The following is a 20,841-nucleotide window of genomic DNA, read 5'->3' as shown; positions in this document are numbered from 1 at the left end:
AAAAATAATAAAGGATGAACAAGTCACTCATGTTACAAAAAAGTCTTTCTAAGAAGCTGCTGACTAGCGTTTTATCCGTCTATTTTTTGCTTACCTTTGTAGTGACTTGCGGACAAGTGCTTGCTGAATACGTTAATACTAAAGACTATATCCGTGATGAATTGAGTACATTACAAAAAACCTTTAGTCGCAGCTTAACACGCGCTATTTGGGAACTTAATACCAAGCAAACAATTACAACAGCAGAAGGTCTACTCGCCATCCCCATGATTGAAGGGATTATAGTTCGAGATGACAGCGGTGAAATTATTTCACAGCTAGGACGTTCGCTCGATATACATAAACTATATAACCAACAATTAGTACAAGAAGAAGTAATTTTAGAAGATAGTAAATCGGGTTTATTTGGTTATACCTTTCCACTTATTTTCGAATTTTCAGGCCGTGCAACCCAAGTTGGCGACGTTACCTTATTCTCAAGTCGAGAAGTTGTTTTTAGCCGAATTATGGTATCAATCTACTTTTTGATTGGTAACGCAATGATTAAAACCACTTTTTTGATCATTTTATTTTTAATGGCATTTAGAAAACTTCTTACAGACCCTTTAGCTGAGCTCACTGAGCAGCTAGAAAATTTAGAACTGGATGAGCTAGAAGGTCAACACATAGAAATAGAAACAGAGGAGCATAACGAACTAAAAGTGATGGAGCAGTCGTTTAACAAACTAATTGATAAAGTAGTTCAGTATAGAAAAGAGCTGGAACACACCCAAAAAGAACTCATTATAAGTAACGAAAAGCTCGATCAGCACAACATACAACTTGAACAAGATGTAGCCCGTAAAACATCAAATTTAAGCCAAGCAATGATGGATTTACAGCAGCAAAAGTACGAACTCGAAAAACAAAAAATTGTACTCACAGAAGAAGTTGATTTACGCCGAAGTACAGAACAAGAACTAATTACAAAGCAAACTGAATCTCAGCGTTATATAGAAGAGTTGAGCCTTGCACAGGAACGTTTATTAGGCACAGAAAAAATGGCCGCGCTAGGTGGACTTGTCGCAGGTATTACACACGATATAAACACCCCTATTGGTATAGGTGTAACGGCAATATCATTTTTACAAGAACGCTTAAATAAACTCGAAAACGCTTATACCGAAAAAACGCTTTCGCCAAAAGCACTAGAAGAATTCATTAACGAAGCTAAGCAAAGCGCTAGCTTACTAACAACTAATTTAGATAGAGCCTCTGAACTTATTGCTAGCTTTAAACAAATAGCGGTCGATCAGGCCAGTGAGGCAGTGAGAACAATTAACTTCAAAGATTACACTAACGAAGTCATACGCTCACTACACCCAAAATTAAAAAAGACATCTCATACTATAAAATTAGAATGCCCAGATGATTTAGTTTTAAATTTACCCGCAGGGGCTATAAGCCAAATTTTTACTAACCTAATTATGAACTCACTTATTCATGGCTTTGAAGGTAAAAGTAACGGTGTAATGGATATTAAAATCAGCGCAGATGACACCAATTTAACTATTGATTACAAAGATGATGGGAATGGCGTTACCAACGAGCAATTGAAAAAATTATTCGACCCATTTTTTACTACCAAGCGCGATGAAGGCGGTAGCGGATTAGGTACCCATATAATGCTTAATTTAGTTAAGCAAACCCTAAGTGGATCGATTGATGCAACGAGTGAACCAGGCAGAGGTCTGCGTTACTATATTCAATTTCCGAAGAACATGGCTAAGCCACTGCCTATTTTTGATAAATATGAATAAATAAAACTACATGCGTTAAATTTGTTCATATTCAACGGTAACAAATCAGTCATTTCGAGATACTGTTTTTATTGCTATGATTGTACAAATTTTTAAATGGATCAATTCCCCTATGTGGTTTAGTAACCTTATTTGTTACCGCTTTAAGCAAGACGTTTCATACACTCAAGAAGATTTTGATAAAGCATTAGAGCAAGATTTATTTCGCCCATGTACTGGTCAAGAGCTTGCAACATTTGGTTGGACAAAAGCATTTGGAAAACACGGCGAAACGCTAGCTCACTTTTCTCAAAAAAGTATTTTAGTTTGCGCTAAACGTGAAGAAAAAGTACTCCCTGCTTCTGTTATCAACGAACTAGTCGCTGAGAAAGTTGATCTGATAGAAGCTGAAGAAAACCGCCCAGTTAAAAAGAAAGAAAAAGACGAATTAAAAGAAAACATTCTTCATACTCTTCTACCTCAAGCATTTAAAAAGTCGAGCTTACAATTTGCCTTTATTGACCAAGAAAACGGTTGGGTTGTTGTAAATAGTGGCAGCTTTAATAAAGCAGAAGAGCTACTAGCACTACTTCGTAAATCGCTAGGAACGCTTCCGGTTGTACCTGCGTTTGCTAACTACGATTTAGATGTGTTTTTAACTGATTGGTTAACTAACTTTAGTACACCAGAAGGCTTTGCTATTGGCTCAGACGCTGAACTTGAAGAAGCAGACGACAGCGGCGCACAAGTAAAGCTCAAAGGTCATGACCTATCGTGTGATGAAGTTAAATCGCATTTAGAAAGTGGTAAACGCGTAACTAAACTTGCACTTGATTGGCAAGAGCGTCTTAAGTTTATGCTACAAAACGATGGCTCTATCAAACGTTTAAGCTACTCTGAAACTCTAAAAGAAGAAAACGCAGATATTCCTAAAGAAGATATGGCTTTAAAACTTGATGCTGACTTTATTTTAGCTTCTGAAGAGATAAAGCAATTACTTGAAGAACTAACTGCTGGCTTAGGTGACGTTGAAGATTTAGAAAAAGCGTAAATACCTAAATACCATAGTACCAACCTGCGTAAATATTTAACGAGTTAAATAGCCCCATATATAAGCAGGTTGTTATAACAGATAAAAATCCGATAGCAGTTTACTGCTATCGGATTTTTTTATGGAATTTTTTGAAGCACTTATTTATATATTTATTAACCGCGAACAGAGTTTATACCAATCTGCTTATATACGGGGTCTATTTAACGTTGAGAAAATTACGCTAGAACTAGGCAAAAATTTTTGTATCTAGTTGTTCTAAGTAAAAAATTTTTAACGACGTTATAGTGCAATTTAATTCGTTAAATTGATCAAATATTTATGCAGGTTGGTATTAGCTAACGTTCGACGTATTAAAACCTATGGTGATCACCTTTCAAATAGGAGGTTACAGAATGGCTCAAAGGATCATCAAGGTAAGTTATATAAAGTGGTGTGAAGTTATCTATATACGCTTCAAGCTGGACTGCACAAAAACTGAAGTTTTTGATTTTAATTAAAACCATTAACTTACTTTATGCAGATAACTTATTTTAGCTTTTAGCGTCTTCAACTTTAGGTTGGCGATATATTTTTATAATGTGGTATAAATTTACAAGCGACAATAAGCCATTGGTAAAAATAACAGGCACTGCGCCAATGGCAACACCGTATGCAGTAAATACAATACAACCAAACATGTTGTACCAACGTAGTTTCACTACATCTGTCATTGTTAACGATGCAACCAATAAAGCTGATGCAATATAACCTAAATATTCCCAACTCAATTGTTCTCTCCTAGCCTTTAGGTTAGCATTACATGTACTGCTAGCTTATGGCACTTATAAGTATTGCAAAGTTACAACGAAATAAAAAAGCTAACCTGCTTAAAAAACCTGAAAAAGTTTGCCGGAAAACACCAGCAAATTCTTAAATCATTACACGGGAAATGAAGGTAAAATAATACTCTTAGCAAAGCTAATAATATTAATAGCAAGTTAGCGTAAATTCTTAGTGTCTTAATGCTAACGTCATTAAGATGTAATAAATAGGACAAATGTCCGAAGAGCACATTGATGTTTCAATACCATTTTTCTAGTTACCTTGTTGATCAGCTTTTAACCTTTGCCGGTAGTAGCTATCAACAATCAAAAAAAGAAGTCCTGATCCATCAAGATCAGCCTTTAAGCAAGCTTGTGCTTGTACGCAGTGGCACTGTGTCGTTTAGTTACGACGTAGGTAATGGACGACGCCTGCTGTTAGGTCAATTGGATTGTAACAATACCCTTATTGGTGAAATAGAAGCGCTAAATAATAATCCATGTATTTATACAGTTACGTGCTTTAGCGATGTAACTTACAACCTTATTGAATTAAGGCATTGGCGTGCTCTGCTACTTGAAAAACCAGAACTGAGCTTATACACCGCACAAACCATTGCGGCTAAGTTTCAGGAAAACCAAAAAATCAATCTAGACAAGTTATTACTACCACTTAGCTATAACATAGCTAAAGATTGCTTGCTAAGGGCCGAGAACAACAACCCTACGCTACTTAGGGCCTACCCTACCGTGAATGCTGAAGCAGAACGCTTTGCTACCACTGAGCGAGCTTACAGACGCGTTGTTACAGAACTCGTAGAAAAAGGCTTGGTACTTAGAAGTAACGATGGCTTACAAGCCGTCGATATTCCAAGGCTAAGTGAATATGTAGATAGCTTTGATCAGCTTTAAAATAAAAAAAGGCCTTAACGGCCTTTTTTTATTTATACAAATTACTAATTACTTCTCTAGCAAAATGTCATGAATTTTCGCAAGATCAGATTTACCAGCAATAATTTCATCCGGTGTTAAACCCGATAGTTCATGCGGGAACACTAACCACTCTTCAGACTCATGAATATAATAATCTGGAACAGTGTCTACTTTTGAGTTTTTTGGCTTGTAGTACGGGCATGCAATACGAATATCACGTGGCAAGTTTAAGCGCATAAGCTCTGAAAGCTTTTCTTTTAATGCAACAATACTACGACCTGAGTCAAACACATCATCAACAATTAGTAATGAATCACCTGCATTTGCGTTCTCTACAATGTAATGTAAGCCGTGTACTTTAATTTCTTTCGACTGCTTACCAATACCGTAATAAGACGATGTACGTACTGCAATGTGGTCAGTCTCAATGCCTTTGTAATCGTAATACTCTTGAACAGCAATACCGATCGGTGCACCACCTCGCCAAATACCAATAATAAAATCAGGACGAAAGCCATCTTGGTATACTTGTGCCGCTACGCGGAACGAATCTTCAAGCAGCTGTTGAGCTGTGATGTAGCACTTATCTGACATAATTAGAAACCCCAGTGGTGGATATAAGATTTGAGCGCAGCTTAGAGTTAAGCAAAAATTAAACTCAAACAGGTATTGGCGACGGATTTTACCGTAAATGAAATAAAATTGCTTGTCTGTAAATTAAAAAATAGGCACCCGAGGGTGCCTATTTTTAGTGTAAAAAGCGTAATTTAGTAAATATTATGCTTTTTCTTGTAAAGTACGAGCAACCGTACGCATACCTTGCGTTGTTGCGCCCGCTGCCCATTGGCTTGTACTGCCCATGTTAAATGCAGCCGCTAAATCGATGTGTACCCAGCCTTTGCCATCATTTGGCACAAAGCGCGATAAAAAGCCTGCCGCATTCGATGCGCCGCCGTAACCGCCACCCTTTTGTGCACGGCTATTTGCCGTATCAGCATAAGGAGATGGGCAGTTTTGTTGATGCCATTTTTCAAGAGGCAGTGGCCAAGCAGCTTCCATTTCTTGAGATGCAAAACTCTCAACTTCACGTACAAGCTCTTTATCAAGTGCAAATAATGCATTGTACTCTTGGCCAACTGCAACAAGCGCTGCACCGGTTAGTGTTGCTGCATCAATAATAAGTGGAGCGCCAGTCTCCCCAGCTGCCATTAAACCATCAGCAAGTACTAAGCGACCTTCAGCATCCGTGTTTACAATTTCAACTGTCGTGCCATTTTTATAAGTAAGAATATCACCTAATTTGTATGCATGACCCGAAATTAAGTTCTCAGCACAACATAAAAACAGCTTAATACGTTTTTCAATACCACGGTTAATAGCCAATGCTAAACCTGCAGTTACTGTTGCAGCGCCGCCCATGTCACACTTCATACCAAGCATACCTTCGCTTGATTTAATTGAGTAACCACCTGAGTCAAACGTAATACCTTTACCTACAAGCGCAGCACTTACTGGTGCATTTTCGTCACCTGTTGGGTTGTAATCAAGCTCAAGCAATACTGGTGGGCGAACACTACCGCGACCAACAGCATGAATACCAATCCACTGTTGTTCTAGTAACGCATCACCTTTAATGATTTGGTAACTTACGTGTTCAGGCGCTAATGATTGAATAAACTCAGCTGCTTTTTCGGCTAGGCTCTCTGGGTAAATGTCATCGGCAGTCCCGTTAACCATTTCACGTGCCCAAATTGCTGACGTTTTTAAGTGAGCAAGTTCTTTAATATCTGATTGTGCGTTATCAACAAACTCGACACCGTTTAACGATTTTGGTGTTACAAAGCCTTGATAAAAAGCCCACTGGCTTTCTGTACACCAAGCATCGCCTGCTAATTCAACGTTTTTAATACCTTGAATTGCAATAGTACGACCAGCTTTTTGAACATTTTTCAATGTTTCTTGCTCAGACAAATGAACAGTTGCACCGCGCTCATTAAAAGACAATGACGCATTATCGCCCCAATGACTCGCTGCTGCTTGTTCGCTTAGTTGAACAACAAATTTTTCACTCATGTTAGAATACTCTTGCACTTAAATGTGCCACCGAGTTTACTATAGAGCGCTTAAGTTCCCAACAGCTTGAGATAAATAACATAAACCACACTGCTGTGCAGTATTTACGCTTTGGAAGTTATCATGAAGTACACGCCAACTCTGCAACCTGCCACCTTATTAAAACGCTACAAACGTTTTTTAGCTGATTTACAATTAAGTGATGGCAGTGAATTTACCGCCCACTGTGCTAATACAGGTAAAATGACGGGATGCGCAGAGCCGGGTTTTGCTGCTTTTTATTCAACAAGCGATAACGCAAAACGAAAATACCCGCATTCATTAGAGCTTACGCAAAATAACTTATCTCAGCTTATTTGTGTAAATACAGCAGTGGCTAATAAAGTAGTAGAAGAAGCAATAAACAATAATGTAATAAGCGAGCTACTCGACTACAGTCAATTGCAAAGCGAAGTAAAGTACGGCAGCGAAAACAGCAGAATCGACTTTTTACTCACAGACGAAAATAAGCCTGATTGCTACGTAGAAGTTAAATCAGTCACATTATTAAGCGAGGATGCACCACAAAGCGGGCAAGGCTACTTTCCTGATGCGCAAACACTGCGCGGACAAAAACATATCCGCGAACTAATAGAAATGATCGAACAAGGCCACCGAGCAGTATTACTGTTCGCTGTTTTGCATGAAGGAATAAATACAGTAAGTGCAGCTGCGCATATTGATAAAAAATACGCCACGCTATTAAGCCAAGCAATAATAGCCGGCGTTGAAGTATTAGCATACAAGGCCACTATTTCTGCTAATGAAGTTTTACTTCATAAAAAAATAGTATTTGCACAATAATGTATTAAACCAAGGGATTGAACTAAGCGTAATCTGCAAAATAAGCAAAGTACTCAAATTAAAGAAAGTTATAAAAAGTGAATTATAAAAATTAACTTGTTTTTAAAGCTTTTGCCCACATAACAAGGCAAGTTTTAGAAAGCGAATATGTGAATTAATTAAAAGTGTAAATAAACTATTAATACACTTTTTACTCAGTAAGCATGGTTGAAGCTAATTCGATTAATTAAAAATAAATTTGCCTAGGGTATAAGATTCTGTTATTTATACCGCCGGCTAATGCTGAGGCATTAAATTAAGGATTTAGGAGAGAGTTATGCCAGACCAAAAGAAACATGGTTTATTGGCTCAAGCCGGTTTAGAACCATACCAAGAAAAACCAGGCGAAGAGTACATGAATGATGCACAACGTGCTCATTTTAGAGCGATTTTAGAAACTTGGCGTAATGACTTACGTAACGAAGTTGATCGTACTAAATCACACATGCAAGACGAAGCTGCTAACTTTCCTGACCCAGTTGACCGCGCGGCACAAGAAGAAGAGTTCTCGTTAGAACTTCGTACTCGTGACCGCGAACGTAAATTAATCAAAAAAATTGAAAAAACAATTAATTTGATTAAAGAAGATGATTTTGGCTTTTGTGAGTCTTGTGGCATCGAAATTGGCATACGTCGCTTAGAAGCACGTCCTACTGCCGATTTATGCGTAGACTGCAAAACACTTGCAGAAATCAAAGAAAAGCAATCTGGACGCGGCTAATTAATACTTATTAATTAGTTATGTCTCCTACAGCCGTTACTGCGCCTATGCGTAAATATCGCGGTCGTTTTGCACCGTCTCCTTCTGGGCCATTACATTTTGGCTCACTTGTAGCGGCTGTGGGTAGTTATCTAGATGCAAAAGCTAACCAAGGAGATTGGTTAGTTCGTATAGAAGACATTGACACTACGCGCGTGGTTAAAAACGCCGACTCCGATATTCTGAATACCTTACATGCCTACGCCCTTCACTGGGACGAACCTGTTGTGTATCAAACGCAGCGTCTGCCTTTATACCAAGATATTACCCACTCACTTTTAAAACAAAAGCTTGTTTATGGTTGCACTTGTACTCGCAAACAAATAAAAGCCATTGGCGGTATTTATCAAGGGCATTGCCAAGCACTTAGCCATAATACGGAGTCCGGTGCGCTTCGCTTAGTTCAGCAACATCCAACTACTCAATTTAATGATTTAATTCAAGGTGATATAACAGTAAATAGCGCCCTTTCCCATGAAGATTACTTAATTAAACGCAGCGATGACTTATTTGCATATCAACTTGTTGTGGTCGTCGATGATATTGATCAAGAGATTAATCGAATTGTAAGAGGCGCTGATTTGATTGAGCCAACCGCAAGGCAAATTAGTTTGTTTAAACAACTAAATAGCCCTGTGCCTGAATTTGCTCATTTACCTTTAGCGGTTGCCAAGCCTGGTTTCAAATTATCTAAACAAAACTATGCTCCCGCCATTAGCAAACAAAATCCAAAGCCAGCTTTAATTAGTGCATTTGAGTTTTTAGGGTTGCCTGTTATAGCTGATTTAATCGATTTAAATATTGAACAATTAATCGCTTGGGGAATTAAAAACTTTAGCTTAAAACAGGTACCACAAGTATCCGAAATACAAATTTCTCAGCATCCACGTAGTCAGAAAGTCCAATTTACACATTTAAGTAAATAAAATAGCTAAAAACGGCTTAATTTCAACACATCAACTTAATTTTTAAACCCTGCTGGTATATGATAGCCGCCTAAATATATGCTAATTACGTCAAACAGCTAGTACTGGGCTATAACCGCCTTATTTGCTGTAACTTTTGATTGCAATGCAGAGTCAATCACACCTTCTAGGAGACAGACTATTATTTCCAAGCTTTTTCAATTTTGCCGACAAATAATCGGCCCGAATACCAGTGCCGAAAGCGCTTCTGTAAGCAGTGAACCTATTGTTGTCACTCGTGGTGAGCATGGTATTTCTCGCAAACAATTTAGCCCAAATGCAATCAAAGTATTATACCGCTTAAAAGACGGTGGCTACGATGCCTACCTTGTTGGTGGTTGTATTCGCGATATATTGTTAGGCCAACAGCCAAAAGATTTTGACGTAGTTACTAACGCAACGCCAGATCAAGTAAAAAAACTATTTAGAAACTGTCGCCTTATTGGCCGTCGCTTTCGCTTAGCACATATTGTATTTGGCCGTGAAATTATTGAAGTGGCGACTATGCGTGGCCATCACGAAGCGCAAGAAGACAAAAATCAAATAAGCCAATCAAGCGATGAAGGCCAATTACTACGTGACAACGTATTTGGCAGTATTGAAGAAGATGCAGAGCGCCGCGACTTTTCAATCAATGCACTTTATTACTCAATCAAAGATTTTAGTATTCACGATTACGCCAACGGCTTAGCGGCAATTAAAGCTAAACAAATTGAGCTAATCGGCGACCCTGAAACGCGTTACCGCGAAGACCCTGTTCGTATGTTACGTGCAGTTCGCTTTGCTACTAAACTTGATATGAGCATTGCGCCTAAAAGTGAAAAGCCAATTAGCGAGCTTGCAAGTTTGCTTGATAACATTCCGCCAGCACGTTTATTTGAAGAAATTCTTAAGCTGTTTTTAAACGGCAAGGCCGAAGCTAACTTTTTAATGCTGCGTAAATACGGCTTATTCCGCTCACTGTTTCCTGAGCTTGATAAAATCTTAGATAAAAACCCAAGTGGCTTAGAACACACGCTTATTCAGCAAATGTTTCAAAATACTGACAAGCGCATTAATGCTGATAAAAAAGTAACACCCGCGTTTATTTTTGCCGCACTACTTTGGTTTCCGCTGCTTGAACGTACTAAAAAGATTCAAAGCCAAGAGCAACTTGCAGAATACGACGCTTTCGCACAAGCAATGAATAAAGTACTCAGCGATAACTCACAACACATTGCGGTTCCTAAACGCTTTACTCTAGGCGCCCGCGATATTTGGCATATTCAGCACCGCTTAGATAAACGCGCAGGCCAACGTGCTTACAGACTAACGCAGCAACCTCGCTTTAAAGCCGCCTACGACTTTTTACTCTTACGCGTAGACGCAGGCGAAACACAGCATACTGAGCTTGCCCAGTGGTGGACACAATACTTAAGCCAAGATATAAATGGCCAAAAAGAGATGGTTAAAAACTTAGGTCATCAAGGTGGTCCTAAGCCGCGAAGGCGCCGTCGACCTACTAAAAAGCCAGCTGAGTAATAACATGTACTGTGTTTATTTGGGTTTAGGTGCCAACCTAAACTCACCAAAAGAGCAGCTTGATAACGCGGTAATCGCGCTTAAAAAGCTGCCCAATTGTGAATTTATATGCGTATCGCATTACTATGCTAGTAAGCCTATGGGCCCACAAGATCAACCTGACTATATCAATGCAGTAGCGTGTATTAAAACGACCCTTAAGCCAGAGCAATTGCTTGATTTAACACAAAGCATTGAGCTTGAGCATGGTCGAGTAAGAAAAGCTGAGCGTTGGGGTCCACGCACTCTTGATATAGATACTCTATTATTTGGTGATCAAATTATAAATACGGTGCGCTTAACTGTGCCTCATTATGGTTTGAATAATCGCGAGTTTGTGGTTTATCCACTATTAGAGCTTGCACCTGAACTTATTTTACCAAGCGGCATTGCATTAAAAACCATTGCAAATAACTTACCGCTCAACGACTTACAACAATTACCTCTGTAATTAACCTAGGCTTTTGCCTGCGAGGATATTATGTCTAAAATAACCGTTTCTACTTTAAATAAAATGAAAGCAGAAAATAACAAAATTACTGCATTAACAGCCTATGACGCTAGTTTTGCAAAGTTATTTCATGATAACGGCGTTGAAGTTATTTTAGTGGGCGACTCTTTGGGCATGGTACTACAAGGCGGCGATGACACTCTTGGCGTAACCAATCAAGATATTGCATATCATACCCGCTGTGTACGCGCTGGTAGCCGCGAATTATTTGTAATTGCTGACTTACCGTTTATGACCTACTCAAGCGTAAGTGATACTTGTAAAAATGCAGCTGAGCTTATGCGCGCTGGCGCGAACATGATTAAGCTTGAAGGCGGAGAATGGCTTTACGAGAGCATTAAAACGCTTACTCAACAAGGTATTCCAGTTTGCGGGCATTTAGGCCTTACACCACAGTCAGTACATGTATTTGGTGGCTTTAAAATACAAGGTCGCGAAGAAGACAAAGCACAAAAAATGATTGATGATGCAAAAGCCCTAGAAGCCGCTGGCGCACAATTATTAGTACTTGAATGTATTCCAAGTGCATTGGCTAAACGCATTACAGACGCTCTAAGTATCCCAACTATTGGTATTGGTGCTGGTAGCCTAACTGATGGCCAAATACTGGTAATGCATGACCTTGTTGGTATTTCCGCAGGTTACATTCCTAAATTTTCTAAAAACTTTTTGCTCGAAACAGGCAATATGCCTACAGCCGTTCAAAAGTATTGTACAGACGTTAAAAATGGCGCATTTCCAAGCGCTGAACACGAGTTTAAATAATGCAGTCAATTACTGAAATTAGATCGTTACGTAGTCAAATTAAAGCATGGCGCCAAGCTGGCCTTAGCGTGGCACTTGTGCCAACAATGGGCAACTTGCACCGTGGGCATTTTTCGCTAGTAGAAAAAGCAAAAAACTTAGCCGATAAAGTCGTTGTGAGTATTTTTGTTAACCCAATGCAATTTGGTGCTAACGAAGATTTAGATAACTATCCTCGTACGCTAAATGAAGACAAGCAAGGCCTTGCTGAACTAGGCACTGATATTGTGTTTACTCCAAGTGTAGATACAATCTATCCAAATGGACTTGGTGCACAAAGCTTTGTAGATGTGCCTGATATTTCATTAGGCTATTGCGGTGGCTCACGTCCTGGCCACTTCAGAGGCGTTGCTACAATAGTGACTAAGTTATTCAACCTTGTACAACCAGACTACGCCTGCTTTGGTGAAAAAGATTTTCAGCAACTGCAAGTAATTAAAACCATGGCACGCGACTTATCAATTCCGGTTGAAGTTATTGGTGTACCTACAATGCGAGAAGTTTCTGGCCTTGCTATGAGCTCGCGTAATGGTTACTTATCGAACGAGCAAAAAGCGACAGCAACCGTATTATTCAAAGCACTTAATACATGCGCTGAGCAACTTAAAAGTGGCGAAAAAGACTTCGTAAAACTTGAAAGCTTAGCTAAACAAAGTTTAGAGCAAGCAGGCCTAAAGCCAGACTATTTTGAGATTGCTCAACGAGATACATTAAAAACTGCTACAATCGAAGATACTCAATTTGTTATTTTAGCCGCAGCCTATTTTGGTGGTGTTAGATTGATCGACAATATTCAAGTCGAAATTTAATATTATTGCGACTCCATTTTAAGGATAAGAAGCATGCACACTTTAATAAAAACAAGCGTAGTCGCCCTTACTTTTGCACTATTAGTAGGTTGCCAAAACCAAGTTGAAAACCCTGAAATGAATCAGTGTGCTCAACAAAATTACCAATGTGAAAGTACATGTGAACAGCAAACAACAGCTGATAGCTTAAAGCAACAAGTATGCTCTGGTAAATGTGTTGAGAGCTACAATCAGTGTAAAGTGCAAGCCGAAAAATTAGGTAATATTTAATTCCTTAAAGTTTTTAGTTTTAGACACAAAAAAACCGCTCAATGAGCGGTTTTTTATTGCTTATAGTTTATTTATTTAAACCAAGCTTTTTAAGTTCTGTTTTTACTAGCTTTGCAGAAAGAGGTACATAACCATCTTTTTCTACAATTTGCTGACCATCTTTTGAAAGTACCATTCTTAAAAATTGTTCTTCCATAGGTGATAGCGGCTTATTCGGGTGTTTATTCACATAAACATATAAAAAGCGCGATAGCGGATATTTACCTTGCGCAACGTTATCAAGTGTTGCATCAACAAAGTTATCGCCTTTTTTAGCAAGCGGTACTGTACGTACGCCCGATGTTTTATAACCGATACCAGAGTAACCAATTGCATTTAATGAAGATGAAATTGACTGTACTACCGATGCAGAGCCTGGTTGCTCATTTACGTTATTACGGAAATCACCTTTACACAGTGCTTTCTTTTTAAAGTAACCGTAAGTACCTGATACTGAGTTACGTCCGTAAAGTTGAACGTCTTTAGCTGCCCAGTCACCTGTTAAACCAACATCGCTCCAACGGTTAACTTGCTCTGATGCGCCACATTTACGAGTAGATGAAAAAATCGCATCTACTTGGTCAATACGAAGACCTTCAATTGGATTATCTTTATGTACAAATACTGCAAGTGCATCAATAGCTACACGTACTTCTGTTGGTTTGTAACCGTAACGTTTTTCGAACGCTTCGATTTCTTTAGATTTCATTTTACGGCTCATTGGACCTAGGTTAGCTGTACCTTCGGTAAGTGCCGGTGGCGCAGTAGAAGAACCTGCCGCTTGAATTTGAATATTTACATTTGGGTAAATACGTTTGTACTCTTCAGCCCAGAACGTCATCATGTTGGCTAAAGTGTCAGAACCTACTGATGAGAAGTTACCTGAAACACCACTAATTTTTTGATACTCAGGAATATCTTGGTCTAAAGCAACTGCTTGTGCAGATACGAAAGTTGTAACAGCCACACCCATTGCGGCAACTAAGTTTTTAAATTTCATGTAGGGTTCTCCGGTTTGTTCGTCCCATTTTCTAACTGCTGCCCACTCTAAAGTGAGTACATGACAGTTACATTACTCTTAAATGACACTTTTATGACTTTGCTTTTCAGCCTAATTACTTAGCCAGCGAAACTATCTTATCTATTGAAAATTCAAAAGAAAAACACGAACCTTTGTTAACTTCACTACTAATATTTAATTTACTATCGTGGCGCGTTAGTACATGTTTTGTAATCGCAAGCCCTAAACCTGAGCCACCTGTTGTTCTGCTGCGGGCTTTATCAACACGATAAAAACGCTCAGTTAAACGGTTAATATGCTCAGGCGCAATACCATCACCATTATCGGTAACACTAAAACATGCTTTATTGTTTTTGCGCTGCCAACATACTTCCACTTTGCCACCGGGTTTTGTGTAATGAATCGCGTTAAATACTAAATTAGAAAACGCACTACGCAGTTCATCCTCAGAGCCTTTAATATCAAGGGTTTTATCAATATTAAAAATAAGCTCATGGCCTTTGTCTTGGTTAATTGAATTTGCTTCAGTGTGAATATAACCAAGTAATTGCGGTACGTTTATAGCTTTATCGTTGTCTTGACGCCGTGCACCCTCAATACGTGAAAGCGATAGTAACTGGCTGACTAAGCTATCCATGCGCTTACATTGTTCAAGCATGGTATTTTGCGCTTTGTTCCACATTGCTGGCGGCGGCATCATGTCACCTTCCATCATCTCAAGATACCCTGTAACCACTGTAAGCGGCGTACGTAGTTCATGTGACACATTGGCTACAAAGTCTTTACGCATCTGTTCTAGCTGTTTTAAGCGCGTTACATCACGCACAACAACCATAAGTTGCGTGCTTGCATAAGGCATTACCCTAAACTCAAGTACCTGTTCAACGCTATGACCATTATCCAGCTCAAGCGCATCATCAAACTCGCCTTTGTGCATGTACTTAGCAAACTTAGGTTCGCGAATTAAATTATCAAGACGCTGACCATGATCGGTTGGCCACTGCAGGCCAAGCACTTTAAGCGCTAATTGATTACACCACACAATACTTAAATCGTTTTGTAATACCACAACCGCATCAGGTACTGCTTCAGCTCCATCGCGAAAGCGACGAATTAAATCAGCAAGCTCATTACGTTTTTTACGATTACGGTGCTGCAAATGATAAATACCTTCAAACACTTGCTCCCATGCACCCTCGCCCTCTGGTGGATTAAAGCTACGTTGATTAAGTAGCCAATCGCTCAAACGATAAAGTTGATGGTAGTGCCAAATAAGGAGGGAAAAAGATCCTAAAAATAAAAGCAAAAATGGCGCGCCAACCAGCACACCAATTAATAGTAAGGGTAAAAAATAGATAAACAGGCGCTTTACTAACGCCTGCTTATTAACAACTCGATACATACACTCACTTTACCTTAGAGTAGTAATACATGCATATTTCACACATTAGCTAAGCTTTAAGCTGATCACAGCTTACTTGAAAAACGATACCCAGCACCACGTACAGTTTGCACTAAACGGTCGTGTCCAAGTGGGCCAATTGCTTTACGTAGGCGACGAATGTGCACATCAACCGTGCGATCTTCTACGTAAACGTTAGTTCCCCATACATGATCAAGCAGTTGTTCACGACTATAAACACGCTCTGGGTGGGTCATAAAAAAGTGCAGTAATCTAAATTCGGTTGGCCCCATATCAAGCTCGTTACCTTCTGAGGTAACACGATGCGAAATAGGATCTAAACGCAGGCCATGTACTTCAATAGCCTCTTCTAATGAGGTTGGCGATACACGGCGAATAACCGCTTTAATACGTGCCATAAGCTCTTTAGGAGAAAATGGCTTAGTGACGTAGTCGTCAGCACCTACTTCAAGGCCGCGTACTTTGTCTTCTTCTTCGCCACGGGCTGTAAGCATAATAATTGGGATTTGGCGGGTGTGTTCGTTTTGCTTAAACTTTTTAGCAATTTGAATACCGCTTCCACCTGGTAACATCCAATCAAGTAAAACCATATCTGGGTAAGGTTCAACCATAGCTGCAATAGCAGAGTCGTAATCTTCTGCTTCAATTGCTTGAAATCCATTTTGCTCTAAAACAAAAACCAACATCTCCCTGATAGGAGCTTCGTCATCTACGACTAGTACTTTACGTGACATTCCAATTTATCTCTTACGCTATCGAATTAGTTTTCATTATTATGACTAAGTATGACATTTTTATGAAAGTGTAACGTGTAAATTAAAATGGTGGTAAAAAAAACACAAATTAGTGACAAAAAACCTCATTAACGTCATATTTTTAAAACCTTTTTAATATTTAACGTAATAATTAGAGATTTACGATAAATTTATAAAATAGCTAATTTTTGAAATTATCTACTTTTTGTCGCTAGTTTAATCATTAAATAATACAAAATTAGCTGGGATCATTGTTTTACTAACCAATACTTTTTTACAGATCGATCGTTTAAAAGTAACTTTAAAGCTATTTTAAAATTAACAAACCCGCCTGTGTAACAATCAATACGTTTAAAAATAGATCTAAATTTTACTAAGCCCCAAATAAAGGATCAGATTTTTACCAAGCCGATCTACCCTCAGATCAGAGTTGTACCTAGTCAAAGCCATAAGTTGTTGATTGTTTGTACAAATAAATAACGATCAAATTATCTCAGAGGCTAAAATAGCGCAAAAGTGTATTTGGCTTAGTAAAGTAATGATCCGAAAAGGCTGTGTTAGTAAATGCGTGATCCCAAAGTAAGGTGTTGGTAATACAGTGATCTGATCAACAGAGGCAGTAACCTGTAATATAAAAGTACAGGCATTAAAAAAGCCAGCAACTGGGTTACTGGCTTTTAAACTATTTATTTTAAAATAGACTTATTATCTAATTTTAGGATCAAGTTCGCCGCTTAAGTATTTAAGGTGCATTTCATCAAGTGAAATTGGCTTAATTTTACTAGCCTGACCAGAAGTACCAAACGAGTTATAGCGTGCAACACAAATCTCTGTCATTGCTTTTGTAGCTTCAGCTAGGTATTTACGTGGATCGAAATTAGATGGGTTTAGCGCCATATGACGGCGAATTGCACCGGTAGATGCTAAACGTAAATCGGTATCAATATTTACCTTACGAACACCAAACTTAATGCCTTCAACAATCTGTTCAACCGGCACACCATAAGTTTCTGGAATTTCGCCACCATACTGATTAATAATTTCTAACCATTCTTGTGGAACAGAAGACGAACCATGCATCACTAAATGCGTGTTAGGAATACGCGCATGAATCGCTTTAATACGATCAATCGCTAAAATGTCATCGGTTGGTGGGCGAGTAAATTTATAAGCACCGTGTGAAGTACCACAGGCAATTGCAAGTGCATCAACGTGTGTTTTATTTACAAAGTCAGCCGCTTCTTCAGGATCTGTTAGCATTTGCTCAGTGGTTAGTAACCCTTCTGCGCCAACACCATCTTCTTCGCCAGCTTCACCTGTTTCTAGTGAACCAAGCACACCTAGCTCGCCTTCAACCGATACGCCACAGGCATGCGCCATAGCAACAGTTTCGCGCGTTACTTCTACATTGTATTCGTAGCTTGAAGGGGTTTTACCGTCGCTCATTAACGAGCCATCCATCATTACTGATGAAAAACCAAGCTGAATTGAACGCTGACATACACCTGGCGATGTGCCGTGATCTTGGTGCATAACAACGGGGATATGTGGCCATTCTTCAACGGCTGCTAAAATCATATGACGAATAAATGGAGCACCAGCATAAGCACGTGCACCAGCGGATCCCTGAACGATTACTGGGCTGTTTGTTTTGTCAGCCGCTTCCATTATTGCGCGCATTTGCTCTTGATTGTTAACGTTAAAAGCAGGTACGCCGTAACCATGCTCTGCTGCATGATCTAAAAGTTGTCGCATACTGATTAAAGCCATTGGGTATTCTCCAATTTATCGACAGTAGTTCCCTACCATCTAGTTTGAACGGATGTGTTAGTTTGGCGTTATAACAACGCCACGAAAAACCACTGCTTTGCAGTAATATTCCGTCTAAATTAACTATTAAATTAGGGTGAGAGGTATTTAATAATTAATTGTCGGTGAGGGCTATTAACCCTCACCTTACGCTACTAAAATTACTTAGCGCGCGACTCTAGCATTTCAACTGCTGGAAGTTTTTTGCCTTCTAAAAACTCTAAGAACGCACCACCACCAGTAGAAATATAAGAAACTTTATCGGCAATGCCGTATTTATCAATTGCGGCTAAGGTATCACCACCACCAGCAATCGAAAACGCATTTGAGTTAGCAATTGCTTGTGCAATAGCACGTGTGCCATTACCAAATTGGTCAAACTCGAACACGCCAACAGGGCCATTCCATACAACAGTGCCCGCATTTGCAATAATTTTTGCAAGCTTGCTCGCTGTATCAGGACCAATATCAAAAATCATATCGTCGCTTGTTACTTCGCTTACATCTTTAAGCGTAGCTACAGCAGATTCAGAAAACTCATTACCAACAACTACGTCAGTCGGTACCGGAATTTCACCATTATTAGCAATTGCTGCTGCACATAAACGGTTCGCTTCATCCATTAAATCAGGTTCGTAAAGCGATTTACCAACTGGGCTACCTGATGCAGCAATAAAGGTATTTGCAATACCGCCGCCAGTAACTAATTGGTCAACAATTTTAGAAAGTGAATCTAAAACGGTTAGCTTAGTAGATACTTTAGAACCACCAACAATCGCTACTAATGGACGCGCTGGGTTATCAAGTGCTTTGCCTAACGCTTCTAGCTCAGCTGATAACAATGGACCTGCACATGCCACATCAGCAAATAAGCCAACGCCATGGGTAGATGCTTGTGCACGATGAGCCGTACCAAATGCATCCATTACATATACATCACACAGTGCTGCAAGTTGCTTAGATAACGCTTCGTCGTTTTTCTTCTCGCCTTTGTTAAAGCGCACATTTTCAAAAACAACAACTTCGTTATCAGCAATATCAACACCGTTTAGGTAATCTTTTTCTAAACGTACAGTTTGCTCAAGGGCATCGTTTAAGTAATCAGCGACAGGTGCTAGCGAAAACTCTTCATCATATTCCCCTTCCGTAGGACGGCCAAGGTGTGACATAACCATTACTTTAGCACCCATCTCAAGCGCTAATTTAATAGTAGGTAGTGCTGCACGAATACGCGCATCTGACGTCACTTTACCTGCTTTAACTGGTACATTTAAATCTTCACGAATTAATACGCGTTTGCCGTTTAAATCTAAATCTGCCATTTTTATGACCGACATGAACATCTCCTTAGTTAACGATACTGAACCTGAAAAATACGTTTAAAATTATTATATTAATAAATTACTTATTCACTGCCATCATAGCACGCGCTGTGTCGAGCATGCGATTAGCAAAACCCCATTCGTTATCACACCATACTAATAACTTTATCAGTCGTTTGTGACTAACACGTGTTTGTGTGCCATCAATAATACAAGAATGTGGGTCGTGATTAAAATCAACCGATACAAGCGGCTCTTCGGTATAACTTAAAATACCTTCTAAGCGGTCTTTTGCTTGTGCTTTAAGTGCGTTATTTACTGCGTTTAAATCTACATCGGTATTAACCGTTACACTTAAATCCATTGCCGTTACATTTATAGTAGGAACACGTACGGCGATGGCTTCAAAACGGCCTTTAAATTTAGGTAAAATACGGTCTATACCACGGGCGAGCTTTGTATCAACTGGAATAATTGATTGGCTTGCAGCGCGTGTACGGCGTAAATCATGATGATAACCATCAATCACTTGTTGATCGTTCATCGACGCATGAATCGTTGTAATAGCGCCCGACTCAATACCAAATGCATCATCTAATACTTTAATAACCGGCACAACACAGTTAGTTGTACACGAGCCGTTAGACACAATTGTGTGCTCGCGTTTAAGCTCATCGTCGTTAATGCCATACACAATCGTAGCATCAACATCGTTATCAGCCGGGTGTGAAAACAACACCTTTTTAGCGCCTGCAGTAATATGTAGCTGCGCATGTTCACGCGAGTGATAAACACCCGTACATTCAAGTACAACGTCTACATCGAGCGTTTGCCAAGGTAATTCAATTGGGTTTTCTTCACAAAAAAGTGCAATGGTATCGCCTGCAACACTAATGGTGTCTTCACCAAGTTTTACAGGAAAAGAAAAACGACCGTGGGATGTGTCGTATTTTAATAAATGAGCAATAGCTTCAGGATCAGCAAGTTCGTTAATCGCAACAATTTTTATATCGTCGCTCAAACCAGACTCGTATAACGCGCGGACAATATTTCGACCAATACGACCAAAACCATTAATTGCAAGTTTGATTGCCATGAAATATAAAATCCACTCTTTTAGCGTGCAGATAAAGGCAATACGCCTTTTAGATGGCTGTATTGTAATCGACCTTGAGCATTATTATAAGAGGGTAGCATTAGAAACTTTAAATTAAGGTTAAAGAGCTTACGCATTGCAAGCTCTTTGATGGTTCTGACTTTTTAAATTAAGTTT

20 protein-coding genes are annotated in these 20,841 nt (G+C 39.3%); 11 read left to right on the top strand and 9 right to left on the bottom strand.

The window, feature by feature from the left end; all coding sequences use genetic code 11:
• The first annotated feature begins 29 nt into the window (after nt 1–29).
• On the top strand, nt 30–1,799 hold the full coding sequence (locus WNY79_RS10710) for an ATP-binding protein (protein ID WP_024599871.1): 1,770 nt from the start codon (nt 30–32) through the stop codon (nt 1,797–1,799).
• A gap of 112 nt (nt 1,800–1,911) precedes the next feature.
• Complete coding sequence (gene rdgC, locus WNY79_RS10705) at nt 1,912–2,829, top strand: recombination-associated protein RdgC (RefSeq protein ID WP_024599872.1); 918 nt, start codon at nt 1,912–1,914, stop codon at nt 2,827–2,829.
• Between the two features lie 533 nt (nt 2,830–3,362).
• Here rdgC and WNY79_RS10700 read toward each other — a convergent pair.
• The gene (locus WNY79_RS10700) at nt 3,363–3,599 is read right to left on the bottom strand and encodes a YgjV family protein (RefSeq protein ID WP_002962663.1); all 237 of its coding nucleotides are present in this window, start codon (nt 3,597–3,599) and stop codon (nt 3,363–3,365) included.
• A 288-nt stretch (nt 3,600–3,887) separates the two neighbouring features.
• On the opposite strand from WNY79_RS10700, the gene WNY79_RS10695 reads away from it, so the two are divergent.
• Nucleotides 3,888–4,544, top strand: coding sequence for a Crp/Fnr family transcriptional regulator (locus WNY79_RS10695; RefSeq protein ID WP_342875836.1), 657 nt, complete (start codon nt 3,888–3,890; stop codon nt 4,542–4,544).
• A 48-nt stretch (nt 4,545–4,592) separates the two neighbouring features.
• On the opposite strand, the gene WNY79_RS10690 is transcribed toward WNY79_RS10695, so the two are convergent.
• Both WNY79_RS10690 and pepB read right to left on the bottom strand, forming a co-directional pair.
• Nucleotides 4,593–5,159 (bottom strand): phosphoribosyltransferase family protein, encoded by a 567-nt coding sequence (locus WNY79_RS10690; protein WP_007377478.1) that lies wholly within the window; start codon nt 5,157–5,159, stop codon nt 4,593–4,595.
• 183 nt (nt 5,160–5,342) lie between these two features.
• Nucleotides 5,343–6,638: an aminopeptidase PepB gene (pepB, locus tag WNY79_RS10685; protein WP_024589754.1), complete on the bottom strand. Its 1,296-nt coding sequence runs from the start codon at nt 6,636–6,638 to the stop codon at nt 5,343–5,345.
• 123 nt (nt 6,639–6,761) lie between these two features.
• On the opposite strand from pepB, the gene sfsA reads away from it, so the two are divergent.
• The 8 genes from sfsA to WNY79_RS10645 all read left to right on the top strand — a co-directional run bounded on the left by sfsA (nt 6,762) and on the right by WNY79_RS10645 (nt 13,199).
• The gene (sfsA, locus tag WNY79_RS10680; RefSeq protein WP_007587160.1) at nt 6,762–7,481 is read left to right on the top strand and encodes a DNA/RNA nuclease SfsA; all 720 of its coding nucleotides are present in this window, start codon (nt 6,762–6,764) and stop codon (nt 7,479–7,481) included.
• Nucleotides 7,482–7,797: 316 nt separating this feature from the next.
• Entirely contained in the window at nt 7,798–8,241 is a 444-nt protein-coding gene (gene dksA, locus WNY79_RS10675) for an RNA polymerase-binding protein DksA (RefSeq protein ID WP_002962671.1), read from the top strand.
• 20 nt (nt 8,242–8,261) lie between these two features.
• On the top strand, nt 8,262–9,206 hold the full coding sequence (gene gluQRS / locus WNY79_RS10670; protein ID WP_342875835.1) for a tRNA glutamyl-Q(34) synthetase GluQRS: 945 nt from the start codon (nt 8,262–8,264) through the stop codon (nt 9,204–9,206).
• Nucleotides 9,207–9,422: 216 nt separating this feature from the next.
• On the top strand, nt 9,423–10,766 hold the full coding sequence (gene pcnB, locus WNY79_RS10665; RefSeq protein WP_331459347.1) for a polynucleotide adenylyltransferase PcnB: 1,344 nt from the start codon (nt 9,423–9,425) through the stop codon (nt 10,764–10,766).
• Nucleotides 10,767–10,770: 4 nt separating this feature from the next.
• On the top strand, nt 10,771–11,256 hold the full coding sequence (folK, locus tag WNY79_RS10660; RefSeq protein ID WP_342875858.1) for a 2-amino-4-hydroxy-6-hydroxymethyldihydropteridine diphosphokinase: 486 nt from the start codon (nt 10,771–10,773) through the stop codon (nt 11,254–11,256).
• Between the two features lie 30 nt (nt 11,257–11,286).
• Entirely contained in the window at nt 11,287–12,081 is a 795-nt protein-coding gene (panB, locus tag WNY79_RS10655; protein WP_197186093.1) for a 3-methyl-2-oxobutanoate hydroxymethyltransferase, read from the top strand.
• The gene (gene panC / locus WNY79_RS10650; RefSeq protein WP_024603833.1) at nt 12,081–12,929 is read left to right on the top strand and encodes a pantoate--beta-alanine ligase; all 849 of its coding nucleotides are present in this window, start codon (nt 12,081–12,083) and stop codon (nt 12,927–12,929) included. The genes panB and panC overlap by 1 nt, the downstream gene beginning before the upstream one ends.
• Nucleotides 12,930–12,962: 33 nt before the next feature.
• Nucleotides 12,963–13,199, top strand: coding sequence for a hypothetical protein (locus tag WNY79_RS10645; protein WP_024598974.1), 237 nt, complete (start codon nt 12,963–12,965; stop codon nt 13,197–13,199).
• 67 nt (nt 13,200–13,266) lie between these two features.
• Here the strand turns inward: WNY79_RS10645 and WNY79_RS10640 are convergent, their stop codons facing one another.
• From WNY79_RS10640 to epd, 6 genes are all read right to left on the bottom strand, one after another.
• Complete coding sequence (locus WNY79_RS10640; RefSeq protein WP_342875834.1) at nt 13,267–14,238, bottom strand: phosphate ABC transporter substrate-binding protein PstS family protein; 972 nt, start codon at nt 14,236–14,238, stop codon at nt 13,267–13,269.
• 115 nt (nt 14,239–14,353) lie between these two features.
• Nucleotides 14,354–15,661: a phosphate regulon sensor histidine kinase PhoR gene (gene phoR / locus WNY79_RS10635; RefSeq protein ID WP_024598976.1), complete on the bottom strand. Its 1,308-nt coding sequence runs from the start codon at nt 15,659–15,661 to the stop codon at nt 14,354–14,356.
• 65 nt (nt 15,662–15,726) lie between these two features.
• Entirely contained in the window at nt 15,727–16,416 is a 690-nt protein-coding gene (gene phoB / locus WNY79_RS10630) for a phosphate regulon transcriptional regulator PhoB (protein WP_006791869.1), read from the bottom strand.
• Nucleotides 16,417–17,142: 726 nt separating this feature from the next.
• On the bottom strand, nt 17,143–18,207 hold the full coding sequence (gene fba, locus WNY79_RS10625; protein WP_007587174.1) for a class II fructose-bisphosphate aldolase: 1,065 nt from the start codon (nt 18,205–18,207) through the stop codon (nt 17,143–17,145).
• 200 nt (nt 18,208–18,407) lie between these two features.
• Entirely contained in the window at nt 18,408–19,583 is a 1,176-nt protein-coding gene (locus WNY79_RS10620; protein ID WP_024598977.1) for a phosphoglycerate kinase, read from the bottom strand.
• Between the two features lie 64 nt (nt 19,584–19,647).
• Entirely contained in the window at nt 19,648–20,664 is a 1,017-nt protein-coding gene (epd, locus tag WNY79_RS10615) for an erythrose-4-phosphate dehydrogenase (protein WP_024598978.1), read from the bottom strand.
• Nucleotides 20,665–20,841: the final 177 nt, after the last annotated feature.

Source organism: Pseudoalteromonas sp. AS84 (genome assembly GCF_038900255.1).
Taxonomy (GTDB): Bacteria; Pseudomonadota; Gammaproteobacteria; order Enterobacterales; family Alteromonadaceae; genus Pseudoalteromonas.
The sequence above is the reverse complement of the archived record's forward strand: the minus strand, read 5'-3'. Positions and strand labels throughout refer to the sequence as shown.

Bases quoted from the DNA above. Each gene is read 5' to 3' on its own strand.
- pepB (WP_024589754.1), bottom strand. From the start codon at position 6,638: ATGAGTGAAAAATTTGTTGTTCAACTAAGCGAACAAGCAGCAGCGAGT.
- epd (WP_024598978.1), bottom strand. From the start codon at position 20,664: ATGGCAATCAAACTTGCAATTAATGGTTTTGGTCGTATTGGTCGAAAT.
- WNY79_RS10640 (WP_342875834.1), bottom strand. From the start codon at position 14,238: ATGAAATTTAAAAACTTAGTTGCCGCAATGGGTGTGGCTGTTACAACT.
- WNY79_RS10710 (WP_024599871.1), top strand. From the start codon at position 30: ATGTTACAAAAAAGTCTTTCTAAGAAGCTGCTGACTAGCGTTTTATCC.
- folK (WP_342875858.1), top strand. From the start codon at position 10,771: ATGTACTGTGTTTATTTGGGTTTAGGTGCCAACCTAAACTCACCAAAA.
- WNY79_RS10645 (WP_024598974.1), top strand. From the start codon at position 12,963: ATGCACACTTTAATAAAAACAAGCGTAGTCGCCCTTACTTTTGCACTA.
- WNY79_RS10690 (WP_007377478.1), bottom strand. From the start codon at position 5,159: ATGTCAGATAAGTGCTACATCACAGCTCAACAGCTGCTTGAAGATTCG.
- WNY79_RS10620 (WP_024598977.1), bottom strand. From the start codon at position 19,583: ATGTCGGTCATAAAAATGGCAGATTTAGATTTAAACGGCAAACGCGTA.
- phoR (WP_024598976.1), bottom strand. From the start codon at position 15,661: ATGTATCGAGTTGTTAATAAGCAGGCGTTAGTAAAGCGCCTGTTTATC.
- WNY79_RS10695 (WP_342875836.1), top strand. From the start codon at position 3,888: ATGTTTCAATACCATTTTTCTAGTTACCTTGTTGATCAGCTTTTAACC.
- sfsA (WP_007587160.1), top strand. From the start codon at position 6,762: ATGAAGTACACGCCAACTCTGCAACCTGCCACCTTATTAAAACGCTAC.
- gluQRS (WP_342875835.1), top strand. From the start codon at position 8,262: ATGTCTCCTACAGCCGTTACTGCGCCTATGCGTAAATATCGCGGTCGT.
- fba (WP_007587174.1), bottom strand. From the start codon at position 18,207: ATGGCTTTAATCAGTATGCGACAACTTTTAGATCATGCAGCAGAGCAT.
- rdgC (WP_024599872.1), top strand. From the start codon at position 1,912: ATGTGGTTTAGTAACCTTATTTGTTACCGCTTTAAGCAAGACGTTTCA.
- panC (WP_024603833.1), top strand. From the start codon at position 12,081: ATGCAGTCAATTACTGAAATTAGATCGTTACGTAGTCAAATTAAAGCA.
- dksA (WP_002962671.1), top strand. From the start codon at position 7,798: ATGCCAGACCAAAAGAAACATGGTTTATTGGCTCAAGCCGGTTTAGAA.
- phoB (WP_006791869.1), bottom strand. From the start codon at position 16,416: ATGTCACGTAAAGTACTAGTCGTAGATGACGAAGCTCCTATCAGGGAG.
- panB (WP_197186093.1), top strand. From the start codon at position 11,287: ATGTCTAAAATAACCGTTTCTACTTTAAATAAAATGAAAGCAGAAAAT.